This is a genomic window from Streptomyces sp. NPDC047079 (assembly GCF_040643755.1).
Lineage (GTDB): Bacteria > Actinomycetota > Actinomycetes > Streptomycetales > Streptomycetaceae > Streptomyces.
This window is the reverse complement of sequence record NZ_JBEYUZ010000014.1, coordinates 152,884-172,654: the sequence shown is the minus strand read 5'-3', so window position 1 is coordinate 172,654 and position 19,771 is coordinate 152,884. Positions and strand designations below refer to the sequence as shown.

The window sequence follows — 19,771 nt, the reverse complement described above, 5'->3', positions numbered from 1 at the left end:
TCCTGATCCGTCAGAATCACCTCGACCGTCGGCCGACCCATACGCGCCATGAGCCCAGCCTACTTCTATAGCGAAACAAGGACTCAGGACACTAGTGGGGACGTTACGCTCATCGGTGCACGCGCCGCGCACTGAAATCGGAGAAGCACCCCATGGACAGCGCCGTCACCGCCACGACCGGTCCGACCTTCCGCGACGCCACCGAGAGCGACGTCAACGCGCTGGTCGCGCTGATCGAGTCGGCGTACCGCGGCGACGCCAGCCGGGCCGGATGGACGACCGAGGCGGACATCCTGGAGGGGCGGCGGACGGACCCGGAGGGCGTGCTCCAGGTCATCAAGTCGCCCGACAGCAGGCTGCTCACGGTCGAGCGCGACGGGGCGATCGTCGCCTGCTGCCAGCTCGAGCACCGTGGGGAGCACGCCTACTTCGGCATGTTCGCGGTCAGCCCCGCGCTCCAGGGCGCGGGCCTCGGCAAGGCGGTGATCGCCGAGGCGGAGCGCATGGCCCAAGGAGCGTGGGGCGCGACGGAGATGCAGATGACCGTGATCTCCGTCCGGGACGACCTCATCGCCTGGTACGAGCGGCGCGGCTACCGCCGTACGGGGCGGATGACCCCCTTCCCGTACGGCGACGAGCGCTTCGGCATCCCGCAGCGCGACGATCTGGAGTTCGAGCTGCTGGTCAAGCGGCTGGTCTGACCTCCGGTCGGTGCCCGGCGCGACGCACACGCCGGGCAGCGGGTGCCACGCCGCCCGTACCCTCCCCGCCGGACGTACGGCGGGGGCGGCGATCGTACGACGGGGCCGTACGACGGCGGTGGACCTCAGGCGGTGAAGCGGCCGGTGCGCTTGATCTCCGGGTAGTCGGTGGTCGCGCCGTCCAGTTCCAGCGCGCGGACCAGCCGCAGATGGTCCAGGGTGTTCACGACCCAGCCGATGACCCTCAGGTCCGCCTTGCGCGCGTGCTCGACGACCTCCAGGGTCAGCCGGCGGATGTCGAGGCAGACCGTCCCGGCGCCGGCCGCGACGGCGTGCTCCACCACGTCGGTGCCGTAGCGACTGGCGATCAGCGCGGTGCGCACGCCGGGCACGAGCCGGGCGACCTCGGTGATCGCCTCGGCGTGGAACGACGACACCTCGACCCGGCCGACGAGGTCCCGGCGGCGCATCACCTCGGCCAGTGCCCGCGCTGCCGCCACGTCCTTGATCCCCGCCTGGATCGGCGTCCTCACCGCGTCCAGGACCTCCTCGAAGACGGGGACCCGCTCACCGCGGCCCGCGTCGAGCGCGCGCAGCTCGGCGACCGTCTTTTCGGCGATCGGACCTGTGCCGTCGGTCGTACGGTCCACTTCGGCGTCGTGCATGACCACGAGAGCGCCGTCCTTGCTCAGATGGAGGTCGAGCTCGATCAGATCGAGGCCCGCGCGCTCGGCTGCGAGAAAGGACCGGAGGGTGTTCTCGGGTTCGACACCCATGACTCCGCGGTGACCGATGGTGAGGAAGTTCAAGGTTCAACTCGCTTCCGTCGACGGCGGCTCGGCTGCCGCGAGGCGTTCCCGCACCGGCGCGGCACGGCGCAGCCTAGTGGCCCGGGTGCGCGGTGAACCCTCTCGTACACGGGCAACGGGTGCGCGGCGCGGCGCGAATGCGGACCCGCAGGGCCGGCCGGGTGTCACCCCTGGGTGGGCGCGTCACGCTCCGGTTGACCGCCGCCCCCGGGCGCTGCTCGGGTGCCCCGCGCTTCACTGATGTGGCCGAAAACCCTACGGCCGCCCGCGCCCGGTCACGGCCCCGGGCGTTCGGACAGCGTATGGCGGATGTCACGCTTACTTTGGTTTCAGGCAGGAAAAAGAGCGGTGAAGGCAGGGTTGGGCGGGATAATTTCCCGCCCTCCCTCTTGCTGGAAGAAACCGGCCCCGCATACGGTGTCCGTACTTGAGGTTCTCCCGTGGAGGATGGGTCATGACGGAAATTCTTGTGCAGGTGGGTTCGGAGAGGCAGGTTCCTCCGCAGGACAAGGTGGTGGACCACCCGGCTTGGCCCGTGCTCAAGGATGCCGTGGAGCGGATCCGGCCATGGCAGGCCAAGGACGGCTCGATCGACTTCGCCGCTGACGGCGCCCCGGAGCGCGCGGTCGCCGAAGAGGCCGTGAGCGAGGTGATGCGGGCCGTCGAGGAAATCTCCCCGCTGCTGCCGCACGACGCCGCCTATCACGAGGCGCTGGTGAAGGACTTGCGCCGGTGGGCCGACGGGGGCTTCCAGGTGCCCGACTTCCTCGACTCGCTGCTGGCCTTCCAGCCCGCCGCCGACCGCCGGGACGGCCTTCAGCACCTGGTCGTCTTCCCGATGTACACGCAGAACGGCAACCCTGACCGCAACCTCGAAGCGGTCGTCCTGCGGATGGTGTGGCCGGATTGGCTCGCCGAGCTGGAGGCCACCCGCTACGACAACCCGCTGTTCTGCGGCATCACCTTCGAGGACTTCACCGCGGGCTACGACACCAACTCGGCCGTCCTCTTCCCGGAGACCATCGCCGTGCGCGAGGCGCCGGAACGGTTCTCCTGGGGTGGCATCTTCTGCGACCGCGAGGCCGCGCGCTTCCGCCGGGTCACCGCCGCGGCCGTTGACCTCCTCGGCCTCGAACTGCCCGAGGACATCGCCGCGATGGTCCACGACCAGGAGCGCTGCCAGCAGGCGTTCGTCCTGTGGGACATGGTCCACGACCGCACCCACAGCCACGGCGACCTGCCGTTCGACCCGTTCATGATCAAGCAGCGCCAGCCGTTCTGGATGTACGGCCTGGAGGAGCTGCGCTGCGACCTCACCGCCTTCAAGGAGGCCGTGAAGCTGGAGGCGGACGGCTTCCCGCAGGGCCGTGACGTGCAGTACGCGGTGCTCTTCGACCGCATGTTCCGCTTCCCGGTCACCGGTGAGCGCGTACGCAACTACGACGGCCTCGGCGGTCAGCTGCTCTTCGCCTATCTGCACAAGCACGACGTGGTGCGCTGGACCGACAACAAGCTCTCCATCGACTGGAAGCGCGCGCCGCGGATCACCAACCAGCTGTGCGCCGAGATCGAGAAGCTGTACCGGGACGGCATCGACCGCCCGAAGCTCGTGCACTGGTTCGCCGCCTACGAGCTGGTCTCCACCTATCTCGCCCCGCACCCGGGCTCAAAGTGGGCCAAGGGCCCCGACGCCCTCGACCTGACTCAGCCGCCACGCAAGCTCGTGGACGACGTGCTTCCGGACGAATTTCCCCTGAGCATGTTCTATGAGGCGCTCCAGAAGAAGCTCAAGAACGTGATCGCCTCCACCAAGGGCATCACCGCGGAGACCGCCGAGCGAGTCGCCGCGTGAGCGCCCGCGTGGTGGGTACGGCTGATGCGGCGGACGCTGTTCGGGAGGCGAGGACGATGGGGAACGGGAACGGGCCACTGAGTGGCGCGGTGATCGCGGTGGCGGGCGCGGGCGGGGCCGCCGGCCGGGCGACACTGCTGAGGCTGGCCGAGGCGGGAGCGACCGTCGTCGCCTCGGACAACGACGCCGAGCGGCTCGCGGAGGCCGTCGACGCGGCCCGCTACGCACTGGGCGGCGCCACCGTCACCGGGGACACGGTGGACCTGCTCGACCTTCAGTCCACCCGCGACTGGGCCACCCACGTCGAGAAGGACTTCGGGCGTGTCGACGGGCTCGTGCACCTGGTCGGCGGCTGGCGCGGCAGCGAGACCTTCACCAAGACCAGCCTCGACGACTGGGACTTCCTCGAACTGCTGCTCGTGCGTACCGTCCAGCACACCTCGCTGGCGTTCCACGAGGCGCTGCAGCGCAGCGACCGCGGCCGCTACGTCCTGATCAGCGCCGCGGGCGCGACCAAACCCACCGCGGGCAACGCCACCTACGCCGCCGCCAAGGCCGCCGCCGAGGCGTGGACGCTGGCCATGGCCGACTACTTCCGCAAGGCCGGGGGCGAGGCGGGGCCGACGTCGGCGGCTACGATCCTGGTGGTGAAGGCGTTGGTGCACGACGCGATGCGCGCCGACCGTCCCAACGCGAAGTTCGCGGGCTTCACGGACGTCAAGGACCTGGCCGAGGCCATCGCCGACGTCTGGAGCAAGCCCGCCGCGGAAGTGAACGGAAAACGTCTGTGGCTGACCGAGAAGCCGTGAACCCTCCCAAGACCGACGCGCGTCGCCGTCACGACCCGGAGGTGCGCGGTTTCGCCAGTGACAACTACGCCGGGGCTCACCCGGAGGTGCTCGCCGCCCTGGCCGTCGCCAACGGAGGGCACCAGGTCGCGTACGGCGAGGACGTCTACACCGAGAACCTCCAGCGGATCGTCCGCAGCCACTTCGGCGCCACGGCCGAGGCGTTCCCCGTGTTCAACGGCACCGGCGCGAACGTCGTCGCGCTGCAGGCCGTGACCGACCGCTGGGGCGCCGTGATCTGTGCGGAGAGCGCCCACATCAACGTCGACGAGGGCGGTGCCCCCGAGCGCATGGGCGGCCTGAAGCTGCTCACCGTGCCCACGCCCGACGGCAAGCTCACGCCCGAGCTGATCGACCGGCAGGCGTATGGCTGGGAGGACGAGCACCGCGCCATGCCGCAGGTCGTCTCGATCACCCAGAGCACCGAACTGGGCACCCTCTACACGCCCGAGGAGATCCGAGCGATCTGCGAGCACGCCCACGCACGCGGCATGAAGGTGCACCTGGACGGCTCCCGGATAGCCAACGCGGCCGCCTCCCTTGACGTGCCGATGCGGACGTTCACCAACGCGGTCGGCGTCGACATCCTCTCCCTCGGCGGAACGAAGAACGGAGCGCTGTTCGGCGAGGCGGTCGTGGTGATCAACCAGGACGCCGTCAGCCATATGAAGCATCTGCGCAAGCTGTCCATGCAGCTGGCGTCGAAGATGCGCTTCGTGTCGGTGCAGCTGGAGGCACTGTTCGCCAAGGACCTGTGGCTGCGCAACGCCCGCCACGCCAACGAGATGGCGCAGCGGCTCGCGGAGGGCGTGCGGTCCCTGCACGGAGTGGAGGTCCTCTACCCGGTGCAGGCCAACGGGGTCTTCGCCAGGCTTCCGCACGACGTGAGCGAGCGCCTTCAGCGGCGGTTCCGGTTCTACTTCTGGGACGAGGCCTCCGGTGTCGTGCGCTGGATGTGCGCCTTCGACACGACCGAGGACGACGTGGACCGGTTCCTGGCGGCGCTGAAGGAGGAGATGGCGCGCTAGACGTCCAGCGGCAGGCCCCCCTCACGCTACGCATAGGTATGCGACTGATCGAGAAGTCATTGACCGTCGATCGGTCGCATTCCTATGCTCGGAAAACATGGAGCTGATCCAGCAAACACCGGACCTTTCCGCCTACTTGGCCGCCGATGAGGCCATCGACCACCATCATCCGCTGGTGCGCGAAACGGCGGCGCGGCTGGCCGAGCAGGTCGCGGACTCGTATGCCTATGCGCAAGCCGTCTACGAGTTCGTGCGTGACACCATCCCGCACTCCGCCGACAGCGGCGACCCGCGTGTCACCTGGCGCGCCTCCGACGTCCTCCGGCTGCGTACCGGCATCTGTCACGCCAAGGCGCATGCCCTGGCCGCGCTGCTGCGCGCCGAGGACATCCCGACGGCGCTGTGCTACCAGCGGCTGCTGCACGACGACGGCGGCGGCCACGTCGTGCACGGGTTGGTCGCCGTGCGGTTCCACGGGGCCTGGCACCGGCAGGATCCCCGGGGGAACAAACCGGGGGTGGACGCCCGGTTCCGTCTGGACGGTGAGCGGCTGGCGTGGATCCCCGACGCAGAGTCCAATGAGATGGACTATCCCGTCCTGTACGCTGAACCTCACCCGGTCGTGCTGCGTGTCCTCCGGGCCGCACACGACCGGGAGACCCTCTGGAAGACACTCCCCACCGCACTCTGAGGCAGGCGATGACTCTCTCCCTGACCGTGTCCGACGCGGTACGCGCCCTCGCGCCCGGCTTCACCCATGTCGCGATCGAGGCCCATGGACTCGTCAACGGGCCCAGTACCGAGGAGACGTCGGCGCTGCTCGACGACGCGGCCCGCCGCCTCGCCGTACGACTGGACGGACGTGCCCCGCACGAGGATCCGCACATGGCGGCCTGGCGGGAGGTGTACACGGCGTTCGGCGCCAAGCCGTCCCGCACCCGCAACTCGGCCGAGGCGCTCGCCAGGCGGGCCCTGTCGGACGCCGGACTGCCGAGGATCAATGTGCTCGTCGACGTCTACAACGCGATCAGCGTGGCTCATCTGATCCCGGTCGGCGGTGAGGACCTCGATCTCGTCCAGGGGGGCATGCGCCTTGTCAGGGCCGCGGGCGACGAGGAGTTCGTGACCGTCGCGGGCGGCGAAGAGAGCGTCGAGCACCCGGACGCGGGGGAGGTGGTCTGGCGGGACGAGGCGGGTGTGACATGCCGGCGCTGGAACTGGCGTCAGGGTCCCCGCACCCGGCTCACCGAGGATTCGGCCTCCGCCGTCTTCCTGCTGGAGAGTCTCGCGCCGATGCCGCCGGCCCAGGTGGAGCGGGCCGGCACCGAACTGGCCGAACTCGTGGAGAAGTTCAGCCCCGGGGCGCGGATCACCGTGCACGCCCCCGTCTGATCCGGCTCAGTGCGCCTCGGCGGTGCGCAGCTGCTCCGGGGTCGGCGCCGTACCGCCGAGGTGGGCCGGCATCCACCACGAGTCCTCCGGGCCCTTGGCGCGCCCCGGGTAGGCGCGCTGGGCGGCCTCCAGCAGCTCCTGGACGCGCTCGCGCAGCTGACGGGTGAGCACGCCCGCGTACGTGTCCCGAGGGGCTTCGATCGGCTCGCCCACCCGGATCGTGATCGGGGTGTGGCTGCGCTTGAAGTTGCGCGGGTGGCCCTTGGTCCACAGCCGCTGCGTGCCCCAGAGCGCCATCGGGACCAGCGGAACGCCGGCTTCCTGGGCCAGCCGCACGGCACCAGACTTGAAGCTCTTCAGGGTGAACGACTGCGAGATCGTGGCCTCGGGGAAGACTCCGATGACCTCGCCCGAGCGCAGTGAGTCCAGCGCGTGCGCGTAGGCGGCCTCGCCCTGGTTGCGGTCCACCGGGATGTGCTTCATGGCGCGCATCAGCGGGCCGGAGATCCTGTGCCGGAAGACGGACTCCTTGGCCATGAAGCGCACCAGGCGCTTCTGCGGCAGCGCCGCCAGGCCGTTGAAGATGAAGTCCAGATAGCTGATGTGATTGCTCACCAGCACCGCACCGCCCGAGCGCGGGATGTTCTCCGAGCCCTTGCAGTCGATCTTCAGGTCCCATGCCTTGAACATCGTGAGGGCGAGACCGATGACGGGGCGGTAGACGAGCTCAGCCATGGATGGGAAGGACCCTTCTGTCTGCCTGGGAAGGGACTCCCGGCGGAAGTTACGCAGCCGTAGGTTTACGGTGTCTCCAGATCGTGCCCCAAGAACGGACGGGGGGCCAGTCTTGGTGCCCGCGCGCGGCGAGATCCTCATCACGTCGGGCGTATGACCCGTCATGGGCTTTTCATACGCTTACAACACCACCGCTGTCGCGGCTGCGATGATGGGGGCCGGGAATCCCCGCCGCCTCGTGAACGCTGCAAGGAGGATGACCGGATGTGTGGTGTGCGGCCGTCCTCGTCCCGGCGAGCGCCTGGAGAGTGCCGCACCGTGGCGGAACGGGAGAGTGAGAGTGCGCGGACGGGACGACGGAAATCGGCTGGGTGCGGCCGAGTTGGGCCAGGGGCTCGGAGAGCGGGCCACGCTGGTCCAGTTCTCCAGTGCCTTCTGCGCCCCCTGCCGGGCCACGCGGCGGGTCCTGACGGAGGTCGCGGGGATGGTGCCCGGGGTCGCCCATGTCGAGATCGACGCCGAGCGGCGACTCGGACTCGTCCGCGCACTCGGCATCGTCAAGACGCCGACCGTGCTCGTCCTGGACGCGGACGGGCGGATCGTACGGCGGGCGACCGGCCGGCCCCGCAGGGTGGACGTCATCGCCGCCCTCGGCGAGGCCGTCTGACACCCCGTCCCGGCCGCGCCGGCCCAGCCGCCGGGGACCTCGCGAGGCGACCGTGAGGCAGCCGGTGACCCATCTCCCGGAGGCGGGAGCCCGCTTGACTGTGCCCACCACCTATCGTCAGCCTGACCGTATGCCCCCGGAACTCCTTCTCTTCGAGCGTGTCCACGTGGACCTGGCCCGCACCGCGAGCGCCCGTTGTCCGGCCTGCTGAGCAGCCACGGATCCTCCCCACGCCACCTCCTCCAGAAGGACGACTCGATGACGGCAACCCCTGGCCTCGGCACTGCTCGGATCGCTGCCCCGGACCTCCTGCGCGCGGTCTTCCGCCGGCACGCGGCGGGGGTCGCCGTGATCACCGCCCGGGGGGACGACGGCCCGGTCGGCTTCACCGCGACCTCCCTCACCTCGGTCTCCGCCGAGCCTCCCCTCGTCTCGTTCGGCATCGGCGTCGGCGCCTCCAGCTGGCCCGCCGTCGCCGGGACCGCCCATGTCGGCGTGCACATACTCGGCGAGCACCAGGAAGACCTGGCCGGCACCTTCGCGCGCAGTGGCGCCGACCGTTTCGGCGCGCCCACCGGCTGGCGCGAGGGCCCCCACGGAGTTCCCGTCCTGGAGGACGTGCTGGCCTGGCTGGTGTGCCGCGTGGTGGCACGGGTGCCCGCGGGCGACCACCGCCTGGTCCTCGCCGAGGTGGTCCACGGCGACCCGTCCGGCGCCGGACGGCCGCTGCTCTACCACCAGGGACGCTTCAACGGGCTGCGCGACTGAGCCCACGGACCGGTTACACAGCGTTGCCAAGGTCACAGTTCAAAGCGCTTGCTTAGCGGGCATGTACTGGGTGTACTGACGAGTAATATCTCGTTCGGAGCGTGGGGTCGCCCCGACCGGGAACGGCCGCTTCAGGCGCCTATGCTGCCTGCAAGAAGGCAGCCCAGAAATGTCGATGCAGTAGGAGAGCCGGCGTGAGCTTGAGGATCGTTGTCACTGTGAAGTACGTGCCCGACGCCACTGGCGACCGGCACTTCGCCGATGACCTGACCGTCGACCGGGATGACGTGGACGGTCTGCTCTCCGAGCTGGACGAGTACGCGGTCGAGCAGGCGCTCCAGATCGCGGAGAACGCCGACGACGCCGAGGTCACCGTGCTGACGGTGGGCCCCGAGGACGCCAAGGACGCGCTGCGCAAGGCCCTGTCGATGGGTGCCGACAAGGCGATCCACGTCGAGGACGACGACCTGCACGGCACCGACGCCATCGGCACCTCGCTGGTGCTGGCCAAGGCCATCGAGAAGGCCGGCTACGACCTGGTGATCTCCGGTATGGCCTCCACCGACGGCACCATGGGCGTCGTACCGGCGCTGCTGGCGGAGCGCCTGGGCGTGCCGCAGGTGACGCTGCTGTCCGAGGTGTCCGTCGAGGACGGCACCGTGAAGGGCCGTCGTGACGGCGACGCCGCCTCGGAGCAGCTGGAGGCGTCCCTGCCGGCCGTCGTCTCGGTCACCGACCAGTCGGGCGAGGCGCGCTACCCGTCCTTCAAGGGCATCATGGCGGCCAAGAAGAAGCCGGTGGAGTCCTGGGACCTGTCGGACCTGGACATCGAGGCCGATGAGGTCGGTCTCGAGAACGCCTGGACCGCGGTGGAGGCCGTCACCGAGCGCCCGGCGCGCACCGCGGGCACCATCGTCAAGGACGAGGGCGAGGGCGGCAAGCAGCTCGCTGAGTTCCTCGCGAGCCAGAAGTTCATCTAAGGCTCCTCAGCCTGACCGCCCTGAAGACTTCGCAATCCGCAAGGAGATCCGTTCCCATGGCTGAAGTTCTCGTCTACGTCGACCACGTGGACGGTGCCGTCCGCAAGCCCACCCTGGAGCTTCTGACGCTGGCCCGCCGTATCGGCGAGCCGGTCGCCGTCGCCCTCGGCAAGGGTGCCGCCGACACGGCCGCCGCGCTCGCCGAGCACGGCGCGGTGAAGGTGCTCACCCACGACGCGTCCGAGTACGCCGACTACCTGGTCGTGCCGAAGGTGGACGCGCTGCAGGCCGCCTACGAGGCCGTGTCCCCGGCCGCCGTCCTGGTGCCGTCCTCCACGGAGGGCAAGGAGATCGCCGCCCGTCTGGCGCTGCGCATCGGCTCCGGCATCATCACCGACGCCGTCGACCTCGAGGCCGGCGACGAGGGCCCGGTGGCCACCCAGTCGGTGTTCGCCGCCTCCTTCACCACCAAGTCCCGTGTCGCCAAGGGCACCCCGGTCATCACGGTCAAGCCGAACTCGGCGGCCGTGGAGGCCGCCCCGGCCGCCGGCAGCGTCGAGGAGCTGGCGGTGACGTTCTCCGACAAGGCGACCGGCACCAAGGTCACCGGCCGTACGCCGCGTGAGTCGACGGGCCGTCCCGAGCTGACCGAGGCCGCGATCGTGGTCTCCGGCGGCCGTGGTGTCAACGGCGCGGAGAACTTCGCGATCATCGAGGCGCTCGCCGACTCCCTCGGCGCGGCCGTCGGTGCCTCGCGTGCCGCCGTCGACGCGGGCTGGTACCCCCACACCAACCAGGTGGGCCAGACCGGCAAGAGCGTGTCGCCGCAGCTGTACATCGCCTCCGGTATCTCGGGTGCGATCCAGCACCGCGCCGGTATGCAGACCTCGAAGACGATCGTCGCGATCAACAAGGACTCCGAGGCCCCGATCTTCGACCTCGTCGACTACGGCGTGGTCGGTGACCTGTTCGAGGTCGTCCCGCAGCTGACCGAGGAGGTCAAGGCCCGCAAGGGCTGAGCCACTTCGCGGGTCCGAGGCCCCCGTGACCGCCGCCGCGGTCCCGGGGGCCTCGCTCATCCCAGGGTCAGCGACGCCTGCACCGGCAGGTGGTCGCTCGGGAACCGCCCGTCCGCCGCGAAGGTGTTGACCGATGCCCAGTGCACGGTCAGGCCCGGCGTGGCCAGGATCCAGTCGATGCGGTCACCGTGCGGCCGCGGCGGACGGTAGCCGTGGAACGTGCCGTACGGCGCGGTGCGCTCGGCCGCGGCGTCCCAGGTGTCCACGAGACCGGCGCCGAGCAGTGTTTCGTAGACCGGACTCTTGTGGGCCGGCGCGTTGAAGTCGCCCGTCACCACCAGCGGCAGGGAGCGGTCCAGTCCGGCGATGCGCTCCGCGATGAGAGACGCGGCACGCGCGCGTGCGTTCCGGCTCTCGTTGTCCAGGTGGGTGTTGAGGACGTAGAACTCCCGCGCAGGGTGATGCGCCTCGCGGAAGCGGACCCAGGTGGTCATACGGATGCAGGCACCGCCCCAGGTGTTCGAGCCGATCACATCCGGGGTGTCGGAGAGCCAGAAGTGGTCGTATTCGACCGGGGCCAGTCGGCGCGTGTCGTAGAAGACGGCCACGAACTCGTCGCGGCTGCCGCCCGCACGGCCCGTGCCGATCCACGCGTACTCCGCCCCGAGGTCCGCGGCGATGTCGCGCACCTGCTGGTAGAGGCCCTCCTGGGTGCCGATGACATGCGGCTGTTCGCGGCGCAGGAGCGCGCGGGTCACCGGGCGGCGGTCCGCCCAGCTGTGGGGCCCGGCGTTGCTCGCGTACCGCAGGTTGAACGACATGACCTCCAGGTGGCGGTCGTGCCGGCCCACGGCTGGGGCGTGCTGCGAGGACAGCGCCGTAGCGGACGAGGGCAGGGCGGCTGCGGCCGCCACGGCGGTCTTGAGACCCAGGCGGCGCGTGACGCGGCTGAGGTGGGGCACGGGAGGCTCCTTCAGTGCCGGGTGCCGGACGAGCCCTGCGCCCCGTAGTGTGACAGAGCCGGATGAGATGGGCGTGGACACGGCAAAGCTGCGGAGTGTCCCAGCCCGAAGAGGGGGGTGCCTCGCGCTCCCCGGAAGACGGTGGCCCCCATCCGGGAGGTGTTGACCCATGGCAAGAGCCGCGGATAGCTTCGTTCAACGGATTGTTGATTCCGTGCAGCGGAAAGCGGGAGGGTATCGGATGGGCCAGGGTCAGCAGGAGCGGGTGGCGACAAGTCTCACGGATGCCGTCAGCGAGGAGATCAGTGCCTCTCTCGCCCCGGTCGACGCCGAGTTGGAGCGCCGCTACCCCGGTGACCCCGGCACGCGTCAACCCGTCCACACGGTCTACGTCCCGGGGGACGACTTCGCCGCCGACACCATCCGCTCCTGGGGCACGCAGGCTCTGGCCGCCCTCGACGAACACGCCCCGGACGCCGCGTCGCTGGCCTCCGTACTGGGCCTCGCCGAGGACCTTGCCGAGCCCGTCCACGACCGCGTACGCGCGAAGCTGGAGCGCGAACCGGTCGAGGACCTGCGCGTCGACTTCGAGGACGGCTACGGACCGCGGCCGGACGCGGAGGAGGACCAGGCTGCCGCCCGAGCGGCGCGGCTGATCGCGGAGGCCCACCGGGGCGGCACGGCGGCCCCGTACACCGGCATCCGCATGAAGTGCATGGAGGCGCCGGTGCGCGACCGGGGCATCCGCACGCTGGACATCTTCCTGACGGGCCTGATGGAGGCCGGTGGCCTGCCGCCGGGTCTCGTGCTCACCCTCCCCAAGGTCACCTACCCCGAGCAGGTCACCGCCATGGTGCGGCTGCTGGAGGAGTTCGAGAAGGCGCACGGGCTCGAGCCCGGACGGATCGGGTTCGAGATCCAGATCGAGACCAGCCAGGCCATCCTCGCCGCCGACGGCACGGCGACCGTCGCACGCATGATCCAGGCCGCCGAGGGGCGCGCCACCGGTCTGCACTACGGCACCTTCGACTACAGCGCCTGTCTCGGTGTCTCCGCCGCGTACCAGGCCGGCGACCACCCGGCCGCCGACCACGCCAAGGCGATCATGCAGGTCGCGGCGGCGGGCACCGGGGTACGGGTCTGCGACGGCTCCACGAACGTCCTGCCGGTCGGTCCGACCGAGAAGGTCCACGAGGCGTGGCGGCTGCACTACGGGCTTACCCGCAGGGCGCTTGCCCGCGCCTACTACCAGGGCTGGGACATGCATCCCGGCCACCTCCCCACCCGGTACGCGGCCGTCTTCGCCTTCTACCGCGAGGGCTTCGAGCAGGCCGCGGCACGCCTGGTCCGGTACATGGGCCGGGGCGGCGGCGACGTCATGGACGAGCCGGCGACCGCGAAGGCGCTGAGCGGCTATCTGCTGCGCGGGCTGGACTGCGGCGCGCTGGACACGGCCGAGGTCGCCCGGGCGACCGGTCTTACCCGAGCGGACCTGGAGGGCTTCGCGAGGCCGCGACGGGGCGACCTGACGGCGTCGGCCCGGTAGGAACGCGCCGAGGCGGGGGTGACGGGTCCGACCCGGGCGGGACTTGCCCGGTGACGGCCTTTGCGGGATCGACCCCTGGCGCCCGGCGCTCCCCATCTCGTACGGGCGGCATCCGCTCGACCGCACCGGCGGGACGTCCGGTGTTCGCGTGCCGGCGTGTCAGTCGGTGGGCGGCAGTTCGCCGGAACCACGGGTGATGAGGCGCGTCGGGAGTTCGATGCGCTCCGGAGTGATGAGCGTGCCGTCGAGCTGGCGGAAGAGCCGCTCGGCGGCCGTGCGGCCGAGAGTGGCGGCGTCCTGGGCGACGACCGTGACGCCGGGCTTGAGGAGATCGGCCAGCTCGAAGTCGTCGAAACCCACGAGGGCGACCGGGCGGGCGCGTTCGGCCAGAACGCGCACGACGGTGACCGTCACCCGGTTGTTGCCGGCGAAGATCGCCGTGACGGGGGCGGGACCGGAGAGCATCTCCTCGGCGGCCCGTCGCACCCGCTCGGGGTCGGTGACGCCGAGGGACATCCAGGAATGCTCGACGAATATCCCCGCGTCCTCCATGGCGGCCCGGTAGCCGCGCAGCCGCTCCGCCGCCGTGTGGATGCTCGGCATGTCACCGATGAAGCCGATCCGCCGGTGGCCGTGCGCGATGAGATGGGCCACCCCGTCACGGGCGCCGCCGAAGCTGTCGGACAGCACCACGTCCGCCTCGATGCGCCCGGCCGGACGGTCCACGAACACCGTGGCGACACCCGCCCTCAGTTCGGGCTCCAGATAGCGGTGGTCGTCACCGGCCGGGATGACGACCAGCCCGTCCACCCGGCGCGCACACAGCGCCAGCACCAACTCCTGCTCACGCTCCGGGTCCTCCGCGCTGGAGCCGTTGATCAGCAGGGCGCCGTGGGCGCGCGCGACCTCCTCGACCGCGCGGCTCAGCGGTCCGTAGAAGGGGTCCGCGAGATCCTCCAGGACCAGGCCGATGCTCGCGGTACGGCCCTTGCGAAGGACGCGCGCGCTGTCGTTGCGACGGAAGCCCAGCGCCTCGATGGCCTCCTGGACCCGGCGCTCGGTGTCCGGGGTGACCCCGGGCTCGCCGTTGACGACACGCGAGACCGTCTTCAGGCCCACTCCGGCTCGCGCCGCCACGTCCTTCATGGTCGGACGAGTGCCGTAGCGGCTTGCGGAGGCGCCGTCTCCTCGGCGGGCGGTCTCGGGCACGATGCGCTGTCCTGTCCTGTCGTCCACGGGGATGCGTCGGTCCATGGGGGTGTATGAGGATGTGGCGTCGAGCATAGAGCCTGGACAACGTTGTCAGATGCGGGGGAGACTGTCCAGCGAAATCTCCGGCCCGCGCCTTCCCCAGGGGCGCCTCCTGCCCGTACCCGGCCGGAGGCCCGGACCCCGCGGTGGCCGCCGCAGTGCCTCGGGTCCGGCACGACTCCGGTACGACTCGAAGCCTTGGGAGATCTGACACTGATGCACACCGACCTCGTGGCCGCGCTCGACATCGGCGGCACCAAGATCGCCGGGGCACTGGTGGACGGCCACGGCCGGATCCTGCTGCGCGCGCAGCGCGCGACGCCCGCCCAGGAGGACGGCGACACCGTGATGCGCGCCGTGGAGGACGTCATCAGGGAGCTGACGGTCTCCCCGCTCTGGGGCAGGGCAGGCGCCGTCGGGATCGGCAGTGCGGGTCCGGTGGACGCCTCCGCGGGCACGGTGAGCCCCGTCAACGTACCGGGCTGGCGCGGGTATCCGCTCGTCGCGCGGGTGCGGGCGGCGACCGACGGCCTGCCCGTCGAGTTGATCGGCGACGGTGTGGCCATCACGGCCGCCGAGCACTGGCAGGGCGCGGCCCGCGGCCATGACAACGCGCTCTGCATGGTGGTGTCGACGGGCGTCGGCGGGGGTCTCGTCCTGGGCGGGCGGCTGCACCCGGGCCCGACCGGCAACGCCGGCCACATCGGCCACATCAGCGTCGACCTGGACGGGGATCCGTGCCCCTGTGGCTCCCGCGGCTGTGTGGAACGCATCGCGAGCGGGCCGAACATCGCCCGCCGCGCCCTGGAGGGCGGCTGGCGGCCCGGCCCGGACGGCGACACCTCGGCCGCGGCGGTGGCCGCGGCCGCGCGTCAGGGTGACCCGGTGGCCGTGGCCTCCTTCGAGCGGGCCGCACAGGCGCTGGCCGCGGGGATCGCCGCGACCGCGACGCTCGTGGAGATCGACATCGCGGTGATCGGCGGGGGAGTGGGCAAGGCGGGCGAGGTCCTCTTCACGCCTCTGCGCAAGGCGCTTTCCGGCTACGCCACACTGTCCTTCGTGCAAGGCCTGACCGTGACACCGGCATTGATGGGCACGGACGCGGGACTCGTGGGCGCGGCCGCGGCGGCCCTGGGAGGCATGGACAGCGTACCGGCGGCGGGCATCGCGACCTGACGCCCTGGGCGGAGCGCTCGGACCAGACGTCGCTGGAGTCGGAGGGTGACGGGGTGACGCTTCGTTGCGTCCCTTGTGACCCCTCATCCCCCTGATGCAGGACGCGGCCCGCCGCCTGAACACGGCCGAGCTGCCGGCTGACTCCGGAACGGCGCGGGAGCTGTTGCTCGAACTCCAGGACGCCTTCCGCAACCTGATGAGCCGCTCCATGCCCTGCTCGATGTGGCCGCAGCCGGTGACGAGGGGTCGGCGGACGTGCCCGCGAACGCCGAGCGGCGCTTGCGGCAACTCACCGCCGATCTGCCGCGCATCGGCCGGGAGGACTGACTGGCAAGGAGGACCGGAAACCCGCGGCCCATCGAGCGGCGGGCGGCTTGAAGCGATCTACCCCCGCTGCGATCAACGACCTACCTTGATCCCGACACGCCACCGGCGCCCGAGGGGGAACAATGGTCACGAACGCGAGGGAACTGATCGACAAGGCCAGGCAGCGGGCCGCACAGACGCGCAAGAAGCCGACGCCGCACCCCGACGAGATCGTGCAACTCCAGGCCGAGGCGAACCTCGCACTCGCCCTGAGCAACGTGGAACTCGCCGAAGCCATGAAGACTTTCACCGACACGGCCGGCAAGAACAACGGCGCCCTCAAGGACGCCCTGGCCGCACTCACGACCAAGGTCGCCGACCTCGCCAAACGCTGACCCCGCCGGGACGCGCACCGATGCCGCCGAGGTCTGCCGCGCGGCGGGGACACGGGGAGGAGGCAGCGCAGAAGAGGGCGTGACCTGTGACCGGTGCCGGCAGTTGAACCGGTCATGAAGAAGCGCAGCATGCTCGCCCTCGCCTCCCTCGCCACCGGTTTCGTCGTGGCGGCCGTCACCCCCTCCCACGCGGGCGACCACGACACGCTCGGTGACCTGAACGTCAAGGACACCCTGAGCGCGGTCGACCACACGATCGACCAGGACGGCCTCGCCACGGACGACGGCGCCCTGGGGCAGAACGGCTGAGGGGGAGCCGAAGACGCGGCGCCGGTGCCCCTGGACGGCAGGGGCACCGGCGCCGCGGCATGCGGACCGAGGCCCTCCCGCGCCCCCGTGATCGGCCGGGGACGCACCCTCATCAGCGCAGGGTTTCCATGGCAGGGTGGAGCGGGCAAGCCACAGGGGGCCAACAGAAGAGGGGGAAACGTGATCGTCTGGATCAACGGCGCGTTCGGTGCGGGGAAGACCGCCACCGCACGGGAAGTGATCGAGCTGATCCCGAACAGCACGCTCTTCGACCCCGAGGTCATCGGCGGAGCGCTCACGCACCTGCTGCCGCCCAAACGCCTCGCCGAGGTCGGCGACTTCCAGGACCTTCCGATCTGGAGACGGCTCGTGATCGACACCGCGGCGGCCATGCTCGCCGAACTGGGCGGTGTCCTCGTGGTTCCCATGACCCTGCTGCGCCAGGAGTACCGCGACGAGATCTTCGGCGGCCTCGCCGCCCGGCGCATCTCCGTATGCCATGTGCTGCTCGCCCCGGCCGAAACGATCCTGCGGGAACGGATAGCCGGTCGGGAGGTGCCTCCCGAACTGCCCGACGGCGAGATGCGGGTCCGCCAGTGGTCGTACGACCACATCGAGCCCTACCGCACCGCCCTCGCCGCCTGGCTCGCCGCCGACGCCCACCCCGTCGACTCCAGCGCGCTCACCCCGTACGAGAGCGCCCTGCGGATCGCAGAGGCCGTGCGCACCGGCGACGCGCCCGTCAGTGACATCGTCCAGACCCCCGAGCCGACCTCCGAGACCCTCGCCGCCGGTGTGCTGCTCTTCGACGAGCAGGACCGGGTGCTGCTCGTCGACCCGACCTACAAGGCCGGCTGGGAGTTCCCCGGTGGTGTCGTCGAGCCCGGCGAGGCCCCCGCCCGCGCCGGCATGCGTGAGGTCACCGAGGAGACAGGGATCACGCTCGAGGAGGTCCCCCGACTCCTCGTCGTGGACTGGGAGCGCCCCGCGCCCCCCGGCTACGGCGGACTGCGCCTCCTCTTCGACGGCGGCCGCCTCGATCGAACCGAAGCCGAGCGCGTCCTGCTGCCCGGGCCGGAGCTGCGCGCCTGGCGGTTCGTCACGGAAGCCGAAGCGGCCGACCTCCTTCCGCCCGTGCGTTACGAACGCCTCCGCTGGGCGCTTCGGGCCCGCGAACGCGGCGCGGCGTTCTACCTGGAAGCGGGCGTCCCGGTCGGCTGACCGGGCCCTCAAGGCCGCGAGCGACCGCCCTCGCCCGGACGGTCGCTCGCGGCGGCCGACCTGGAGAACGCGACTCTCTCTCCTTCCTGAGACATCCCGGACAAGAGAGATGGCAGCGAAGGAGAGCCGGCGTATGACGCGTTCACTGGACCGAGTTGCAAGAAATGAGAAACAACTGAAGTACCCGAAGAAGAAGTGTGTGAGCGCGATGAGGATTTCGCCCACGTCCACGGGACGACCCCAGGGAGGACGACGTCCACGGCCGAGGACCTGACCTCTGCCGTGGCAGAGTCGCTCAGCTCGCCGCGTAGTTGCGCAGGAAGAGGGCCTCGGCGACCGACAGGCGCTCCAACTCCTCAGGAGACACGCTCTCGTCGACCGCGTGGATCTTCGCCTCCGGCTCGCTCAGGCCGATGAGGAGGATCTCGGCCTGCGGATAGAGCGACGCAAGGGTGTTGCAGAGCGGGATGGAGCCACCCTGGCCCGCGTACTGCATCTCCTGCCCCGGGTACGCGACCGTCATCGCCTCGGCCATCGCGGTGTAGGCCGGGCCGGAGGAGTCCGCCCGGAACGCCTGTCCCTGTCCGATCCGCTCCGTCCGGACCCGGGCGCCCCACGGTGTGTGGGCCTCCAGGTGGGCCTGGAGCAGCTTCGTGGCCTCGGCCGCCTCCACACCCGGCGGCACCCGCAGGCTGATCAGCGCGCGAGCGCTCGCCTGCACGGATGGGGTCGCGCCCACGACCGGCGGGCAGTCGATACCGAGGACGGTCACGGCGGGGCGGGCCCAGAGGCGCTCGGCGACCGGGCCGGAGCCGATCAGCGCCACACCGTCGATCACCTTGGCGTCCCTGCGGAACTGCTCGTCGTCGTAGCGCAGCCCCTCCCAGCCGTACCCTTCCGTGAGCCCGTCGATCGTCGTCGTGCCGTCCTCGGAGCGCAGCGAGTCCAGGACACGGATGAGCGCTGCGAGGGCGTCGGGGGCCGCGCCGCCGAACTGGCCGGAGTGCAGATTGCCCTCCAGCGTGTCGATCCGGACGCGGACCAGGGTCATGCCGCGCAGGGTGGTGGTGACGGTCGGCAGACCGACCCGGAAGTTGCCCGCGTCGCCGATGACTATGGCGTCGGCCGCCAGCAGTTCGGGGTGCTGCTCGGCATACCGCTCCAGACCGCCCGTGCCCTGCTCCTCCGAGCCCTCCGCGATGACCTTCACATGCACGGGTACGCCGCCGTTGGCCCGAAGCGCGCGCAGCGCGAGCAGGTGCATGATGACGCCGCCCTTGCAGTCGGCGGCGCCGCGCCCGTACCAGCGGCCGTCGCGCTCGGTCAGCTCGAAGGGCGGCGTGGTCCAGCCGGCCTCGTCGAGCGGCGGCTGCACGTCGTAGTGGGCGTAGAGGAGTACGGTCTTCGCCCCCTCCGGCCCGGGCAGGTACCCGTACACCGACTGTGTGCCGTCCGGGGTGTCCAGCAGCGCCACGTCCTGGAAGCCCTCGGCGAGCAGGGCCTCGGCGACCCAGCTCGCGGCGCCCTCGCTCTCGCTCTTCGGGAACTGGCCGAAGTCCGCCACCGACTTGAAGGCCACCAGTTCGGTGAGCTCCTCCTTCGCCCTGGGCATCAGCGAGGCGACGGTCTCGGCGATCGGGTTCGACGGCATGGGAAGGCTCCTTGAGGTGCGACGTGGCACCAACGGTACTTCTGTGTAGGTGTGCACTTCTGTGTACGGATGATCACGGCGGGGTAAACGCGCACGAGTGTGCGGTGCACGTATGCCGCCGATCCTCCCACAGCGGCCTGCGACGACGCCGCCGT

The 19,771-nt window shown here is 70.7% G+C and carries 20 protein-coding genes; 15 read left to right on the top strand and 5 right to left on the bottom strand.

Annotated features, from left to right (window positions below):
- The first annotated feature begins 152 nt into the window (after nucleotides 1-152).
- Nucleotides 153-701, top strand: coding sequence for a GNAT family N-acetyltransferase (locus ABZ823_RS20055; protein WP_361661733.1), 549 nt, complete (start codon nucleotides 153-155; stop codon nucleotides 699-701).
- Between the two features lie 125 nt (nucleotides 702-826).
- Here the strand turns inward: ABZ823_RS20055 and ABZ823_RS20050 are convergent, their stop codons facing one another.
- Nucleotides 827-1,510: a glycerophosphodiester phosphodiesterase family protein gene (locus ABZ823_RS20050; protein ID WP_361661730.1), complete on the bottom strand. Its 684-nt coding sequence runs from the start codon at nucleotides 1,508-1,510 to the stop codon at nucleotides 827-829.
- A 454-nt stretch (nucleotides 1,511-1,964) separates the two neighbouring features.
- Here ABZ823_RS20050 and ABZ823_RS20045 point away from each other — a divergent pair, with 454 nt between their 5' ends.
- From ABZ823_RS20045 to ABZ823_RS20025, 5 genes are all read left to right on the top strand, one after another.
- On the top strand, nucleotides 1,965-3,362 hold the full coding sequence (locus ABZ823_RS20045; RefSeq protein WP_361661727.1) for a DUF6421 family protein: 1,398 nt from the start codon (nucleotides 1,965-1,967) through the stop codon (nucleotides 3,360-3,362).
- Nucleotides 3,363-3,418: 56 nt separating this feature from the next.
- Nucleotides 3,419-4,171, top strand: a complete 753-nt coding sequence (locus tag ABZ823_RS20040) for an SDR family oxidoreductase (RefSeq protein WP_361661724.1) — start codon at nucleotides 3,419-3,421, stop codon at nucleotides 4,169-4,171.
- Nucleotides 4,168-5,238, top strand: coding sequence for a low specificity L-threonine aldolase (locus ABZ823_RS20035; protein ID WP_361661721.1), 1,071 nt, complete (start codon nucleotides 4,168-4,170; stop codon nucleotides 5,236-5,238). Before ABZ823_RS20040 ends, ABZ823_RS20035 begins: the two co-directional genes overlap by 4 nt.
- A gap of 97 nt (nucleotides 5,239-5,335) precedes the next feature.
- The gene (locus tag ABZ823_RS20030; protein WP_361661718.1) at nucleotides 5,336-5,929 is read left to right on the top strand and encodes a transglutaminase domain-containing protein; all 594 of its coding nucleotides are present in this window, start codon (nucleotides 5,336-5,338) and stop codon (nucleotides 5,927-5,929) included.
- 8 nt (nucleotides 5,930-5,937) lie between these two features.
- Complete coding sequence (locus ABZ823_RS20025; RefSeq protein WP_361661715.1) at nucleotides 5,938-6,630, top strand: phenylalanine--tRNA ligase beta subunit-related protein; 693 nt, start codon at nucleotides 5,938-5,940, stop codon at nucleotides 6,628-6,630.
- Nucleotides 6,631-6,636: 6 nt separating this feature from the next.
- Here the strand turns inward: ABZ823_RS20025 and ABZ823_RS20020 are convergent, their stop codons facing one another.
- Nucleotides 6,637-7,365 carry a lysophospholipid acyltransferase family protein gene (locus ABZ823_RS20020; protein WP_361661712.1) on the bottom strand — a complete coding sequence of 243 codons (729 nt, stop codon included), beginning with the start codon at nucleotides 7,363-7,365 and terminating at the stop codon, nucleotides 6,637-6,639.
- A gap of 268 nt (nucleotides 7,366-7,633) precedes the next feature.
- Between ABZ823_RS20020 and ABZ823_RS20015 the strand changes: the two genes are divergently transcribed.
- The 4 genes from ABZ823_RS20015 (at nucleotide 7,634) to ABZ823_RS20000 (ending at nucleotide 10,799) form a co-directional block, all read left to right on the top strand.
- Nucleotides 7,634-8,032: a thioredoxin family protein gene (locus tag ABZ823_RS20015; RefSeq protein WP_361661767.1), complete on the top strand. Its 399-nt coding sequence runs from the start codon at nucleotides 7,634-7,636 to the stop codon at nucleotides 8,030-8,032.
- Between the two features lie 258 nt (nucleotides 8,033-8,290).
- Nucleotides 8,291-8,800: a flavin reductase family protein gene (locus ABZ823_RS20010; protein WP_361661709.1), complete on the top strand. Its 510-nt coding sequence runs from the start codon at nucleotides 8,291-8,293 to the stop codon at nucleotides 8,798-8,800.
- 194 nt (nucleotides 8,801-8,994) lie between these two features.
- Entirely contained in the window at nucleotides 8,995-9,780 is a 786-nt protein-coding gene (locus tag ABZ823_RS20005; RefSeq protein WP_361661706.1) for an electron transfer flavoprotein subunit beta/FixA family protein, read from the top strand.
- A gap of 56 nt (nucleotides 9,781-9,836) precedes the next feature.
- Entirely contained in the window at nucleotides 9,837-10,799 is a 963-nt protein-coding gene (locus tag ABZ823_RS20000; protein WP_361661704.1) for an electron transfer flavoprotein subunit alpha/FixB family protein, read from the top strand.
- Nucleotides 10,800-10,855: 56 nt separating this feature from the next.
- Here the strand turns inward: ABZ823_RS20000 and ABZ823_RS19995 are convergent, their stop codons facing one another.
- Nucleotides 10,856-11,761 carry an endonuclease/exonuclease/phosphatase family protein gene (locus ABZ823_RS19995; protein ID WP_361661701.1) on the bottom strand — a complete coding sequence of 302 codons (906 nt, stop codon included), beginning with the start codon at nucleotides 11,759-11,761 and terminating at the stop codon, nucleotides 10,856-10,858.
- 241 nt (nucleotides 11,762-12,002) lie between these two features.
- On the opposite strand from ABZ823_RS19995, the gene ABZ823_RS19990 reads away from it, so the two are divergent.
- Nucleotides 12,003-13,307, top strand: a complete 1,305-nt coding sequence (locus ABZ823_RS19990) for an aldolase/citrate lyase family protein (RefSeq protein ID WP_361661698.1) — start codon at nucleotides 12,003-12,005, stop codon at nucleotides 13,305-13,307.
- A gap of 159 nt (nucleotides 13,308-13,466) precedes the next feature.
- On the opposite strand, the gene ABZ823_RS19985 is transcribed toward ABZ823_RS19990, so the two are convergent.
- Nucleotides 13,467-14,561, bottom strand: a complete 1,095-nt coding sequence (locus tag ABZ823_RS19985) for a LacI family DNA-binding transcriptional regulator (RefSeq protein WP_361661695.1) — start codon at nucleotides 14,559-14,561, stop codon at nucleotides 13,467-13,469.
- 213 nt (nucleotides 14,562-14,774) lie between these two features.
- Between ABZ823_RS19985 and ABZ823_RS19980 the strand changes: the two genes are divergently transcribed.
- From ABZ823_RS19980 to ABZ823_RS19965, 4 genes are all read left to right on the top strand, one after another.
- Nucleotides 14,775-15,734: an ROK family protein gene (locus ABZ823_RS19980; RefSeq protein WP_361661692.1), complete on the top strand. Its 960-nt coding sequence runs from the start codon at nucleotides 14,775-14,777 to the stop codon at nucleotides 15,732-15,734.
- Between the two features lie 449 nt (nucleotides 15,735-16,183).
- A complete protein-coding gene (locus tag ABZ823_RS19975) occupies nucleotides 16,184-16,435 on the top strand; it encodes a hypothetical protein (RefSeq protein WP_361661689.1) in 252 nt (83 codons plus the stop codon).
- 114 nt (nucleotides 16,436-16,549) lie between these two features.
- Nucleotides 16,550-16,744 carry a hypothetical protein gene (locus tag ABZ823_RS19970; RefSeq protein WP_361661686.1) on the top strand — a complete coding sequence of 65 codons (195 nt, stop codon included), beginning with the start codon at nucleotides 16,550-16,552 and terminating at the stop codon, nucleotides 16,742-16,744.
- Between the two features lie 180 nt (nucleotides 16,745-16,924).
- The gene (locus ABZ823_RS19965; protein ID WP_361661683.1) at nucleotides 16,925-17,965 is read left to right on the top strand and encodes an NUDIX hydrolase; all 1,041 of its coding nucleotides are present in this window, start codon (nucleotides 16,925-16,927) and stop codon (nucleotides 17,963-17,965) included.
- A gap of 295 nt (nucleotides 17,966-18,260) precedes the next feature.
- Here the strand turns inward: ABZ823_RS19965 and ABZ823_RS19960 are convergent, their stop codons facing one another.
- Nucleotides 18,261-19,616 carry a dipeptidase gene (locus ABZ823_RS19960; protein ID WP_361661680.1) on the bottom strand — a complete coding sequence of 452 codons (1,356 nt, stop codon included), beginning with the start codon at nucleotides 19,614-19,616 and terminating at the stop codon, nucleotides 18,261-18,263.
- Between the last annotated feature and the right edge of the window lie 155 nt (nucleotides 19,617-19,771).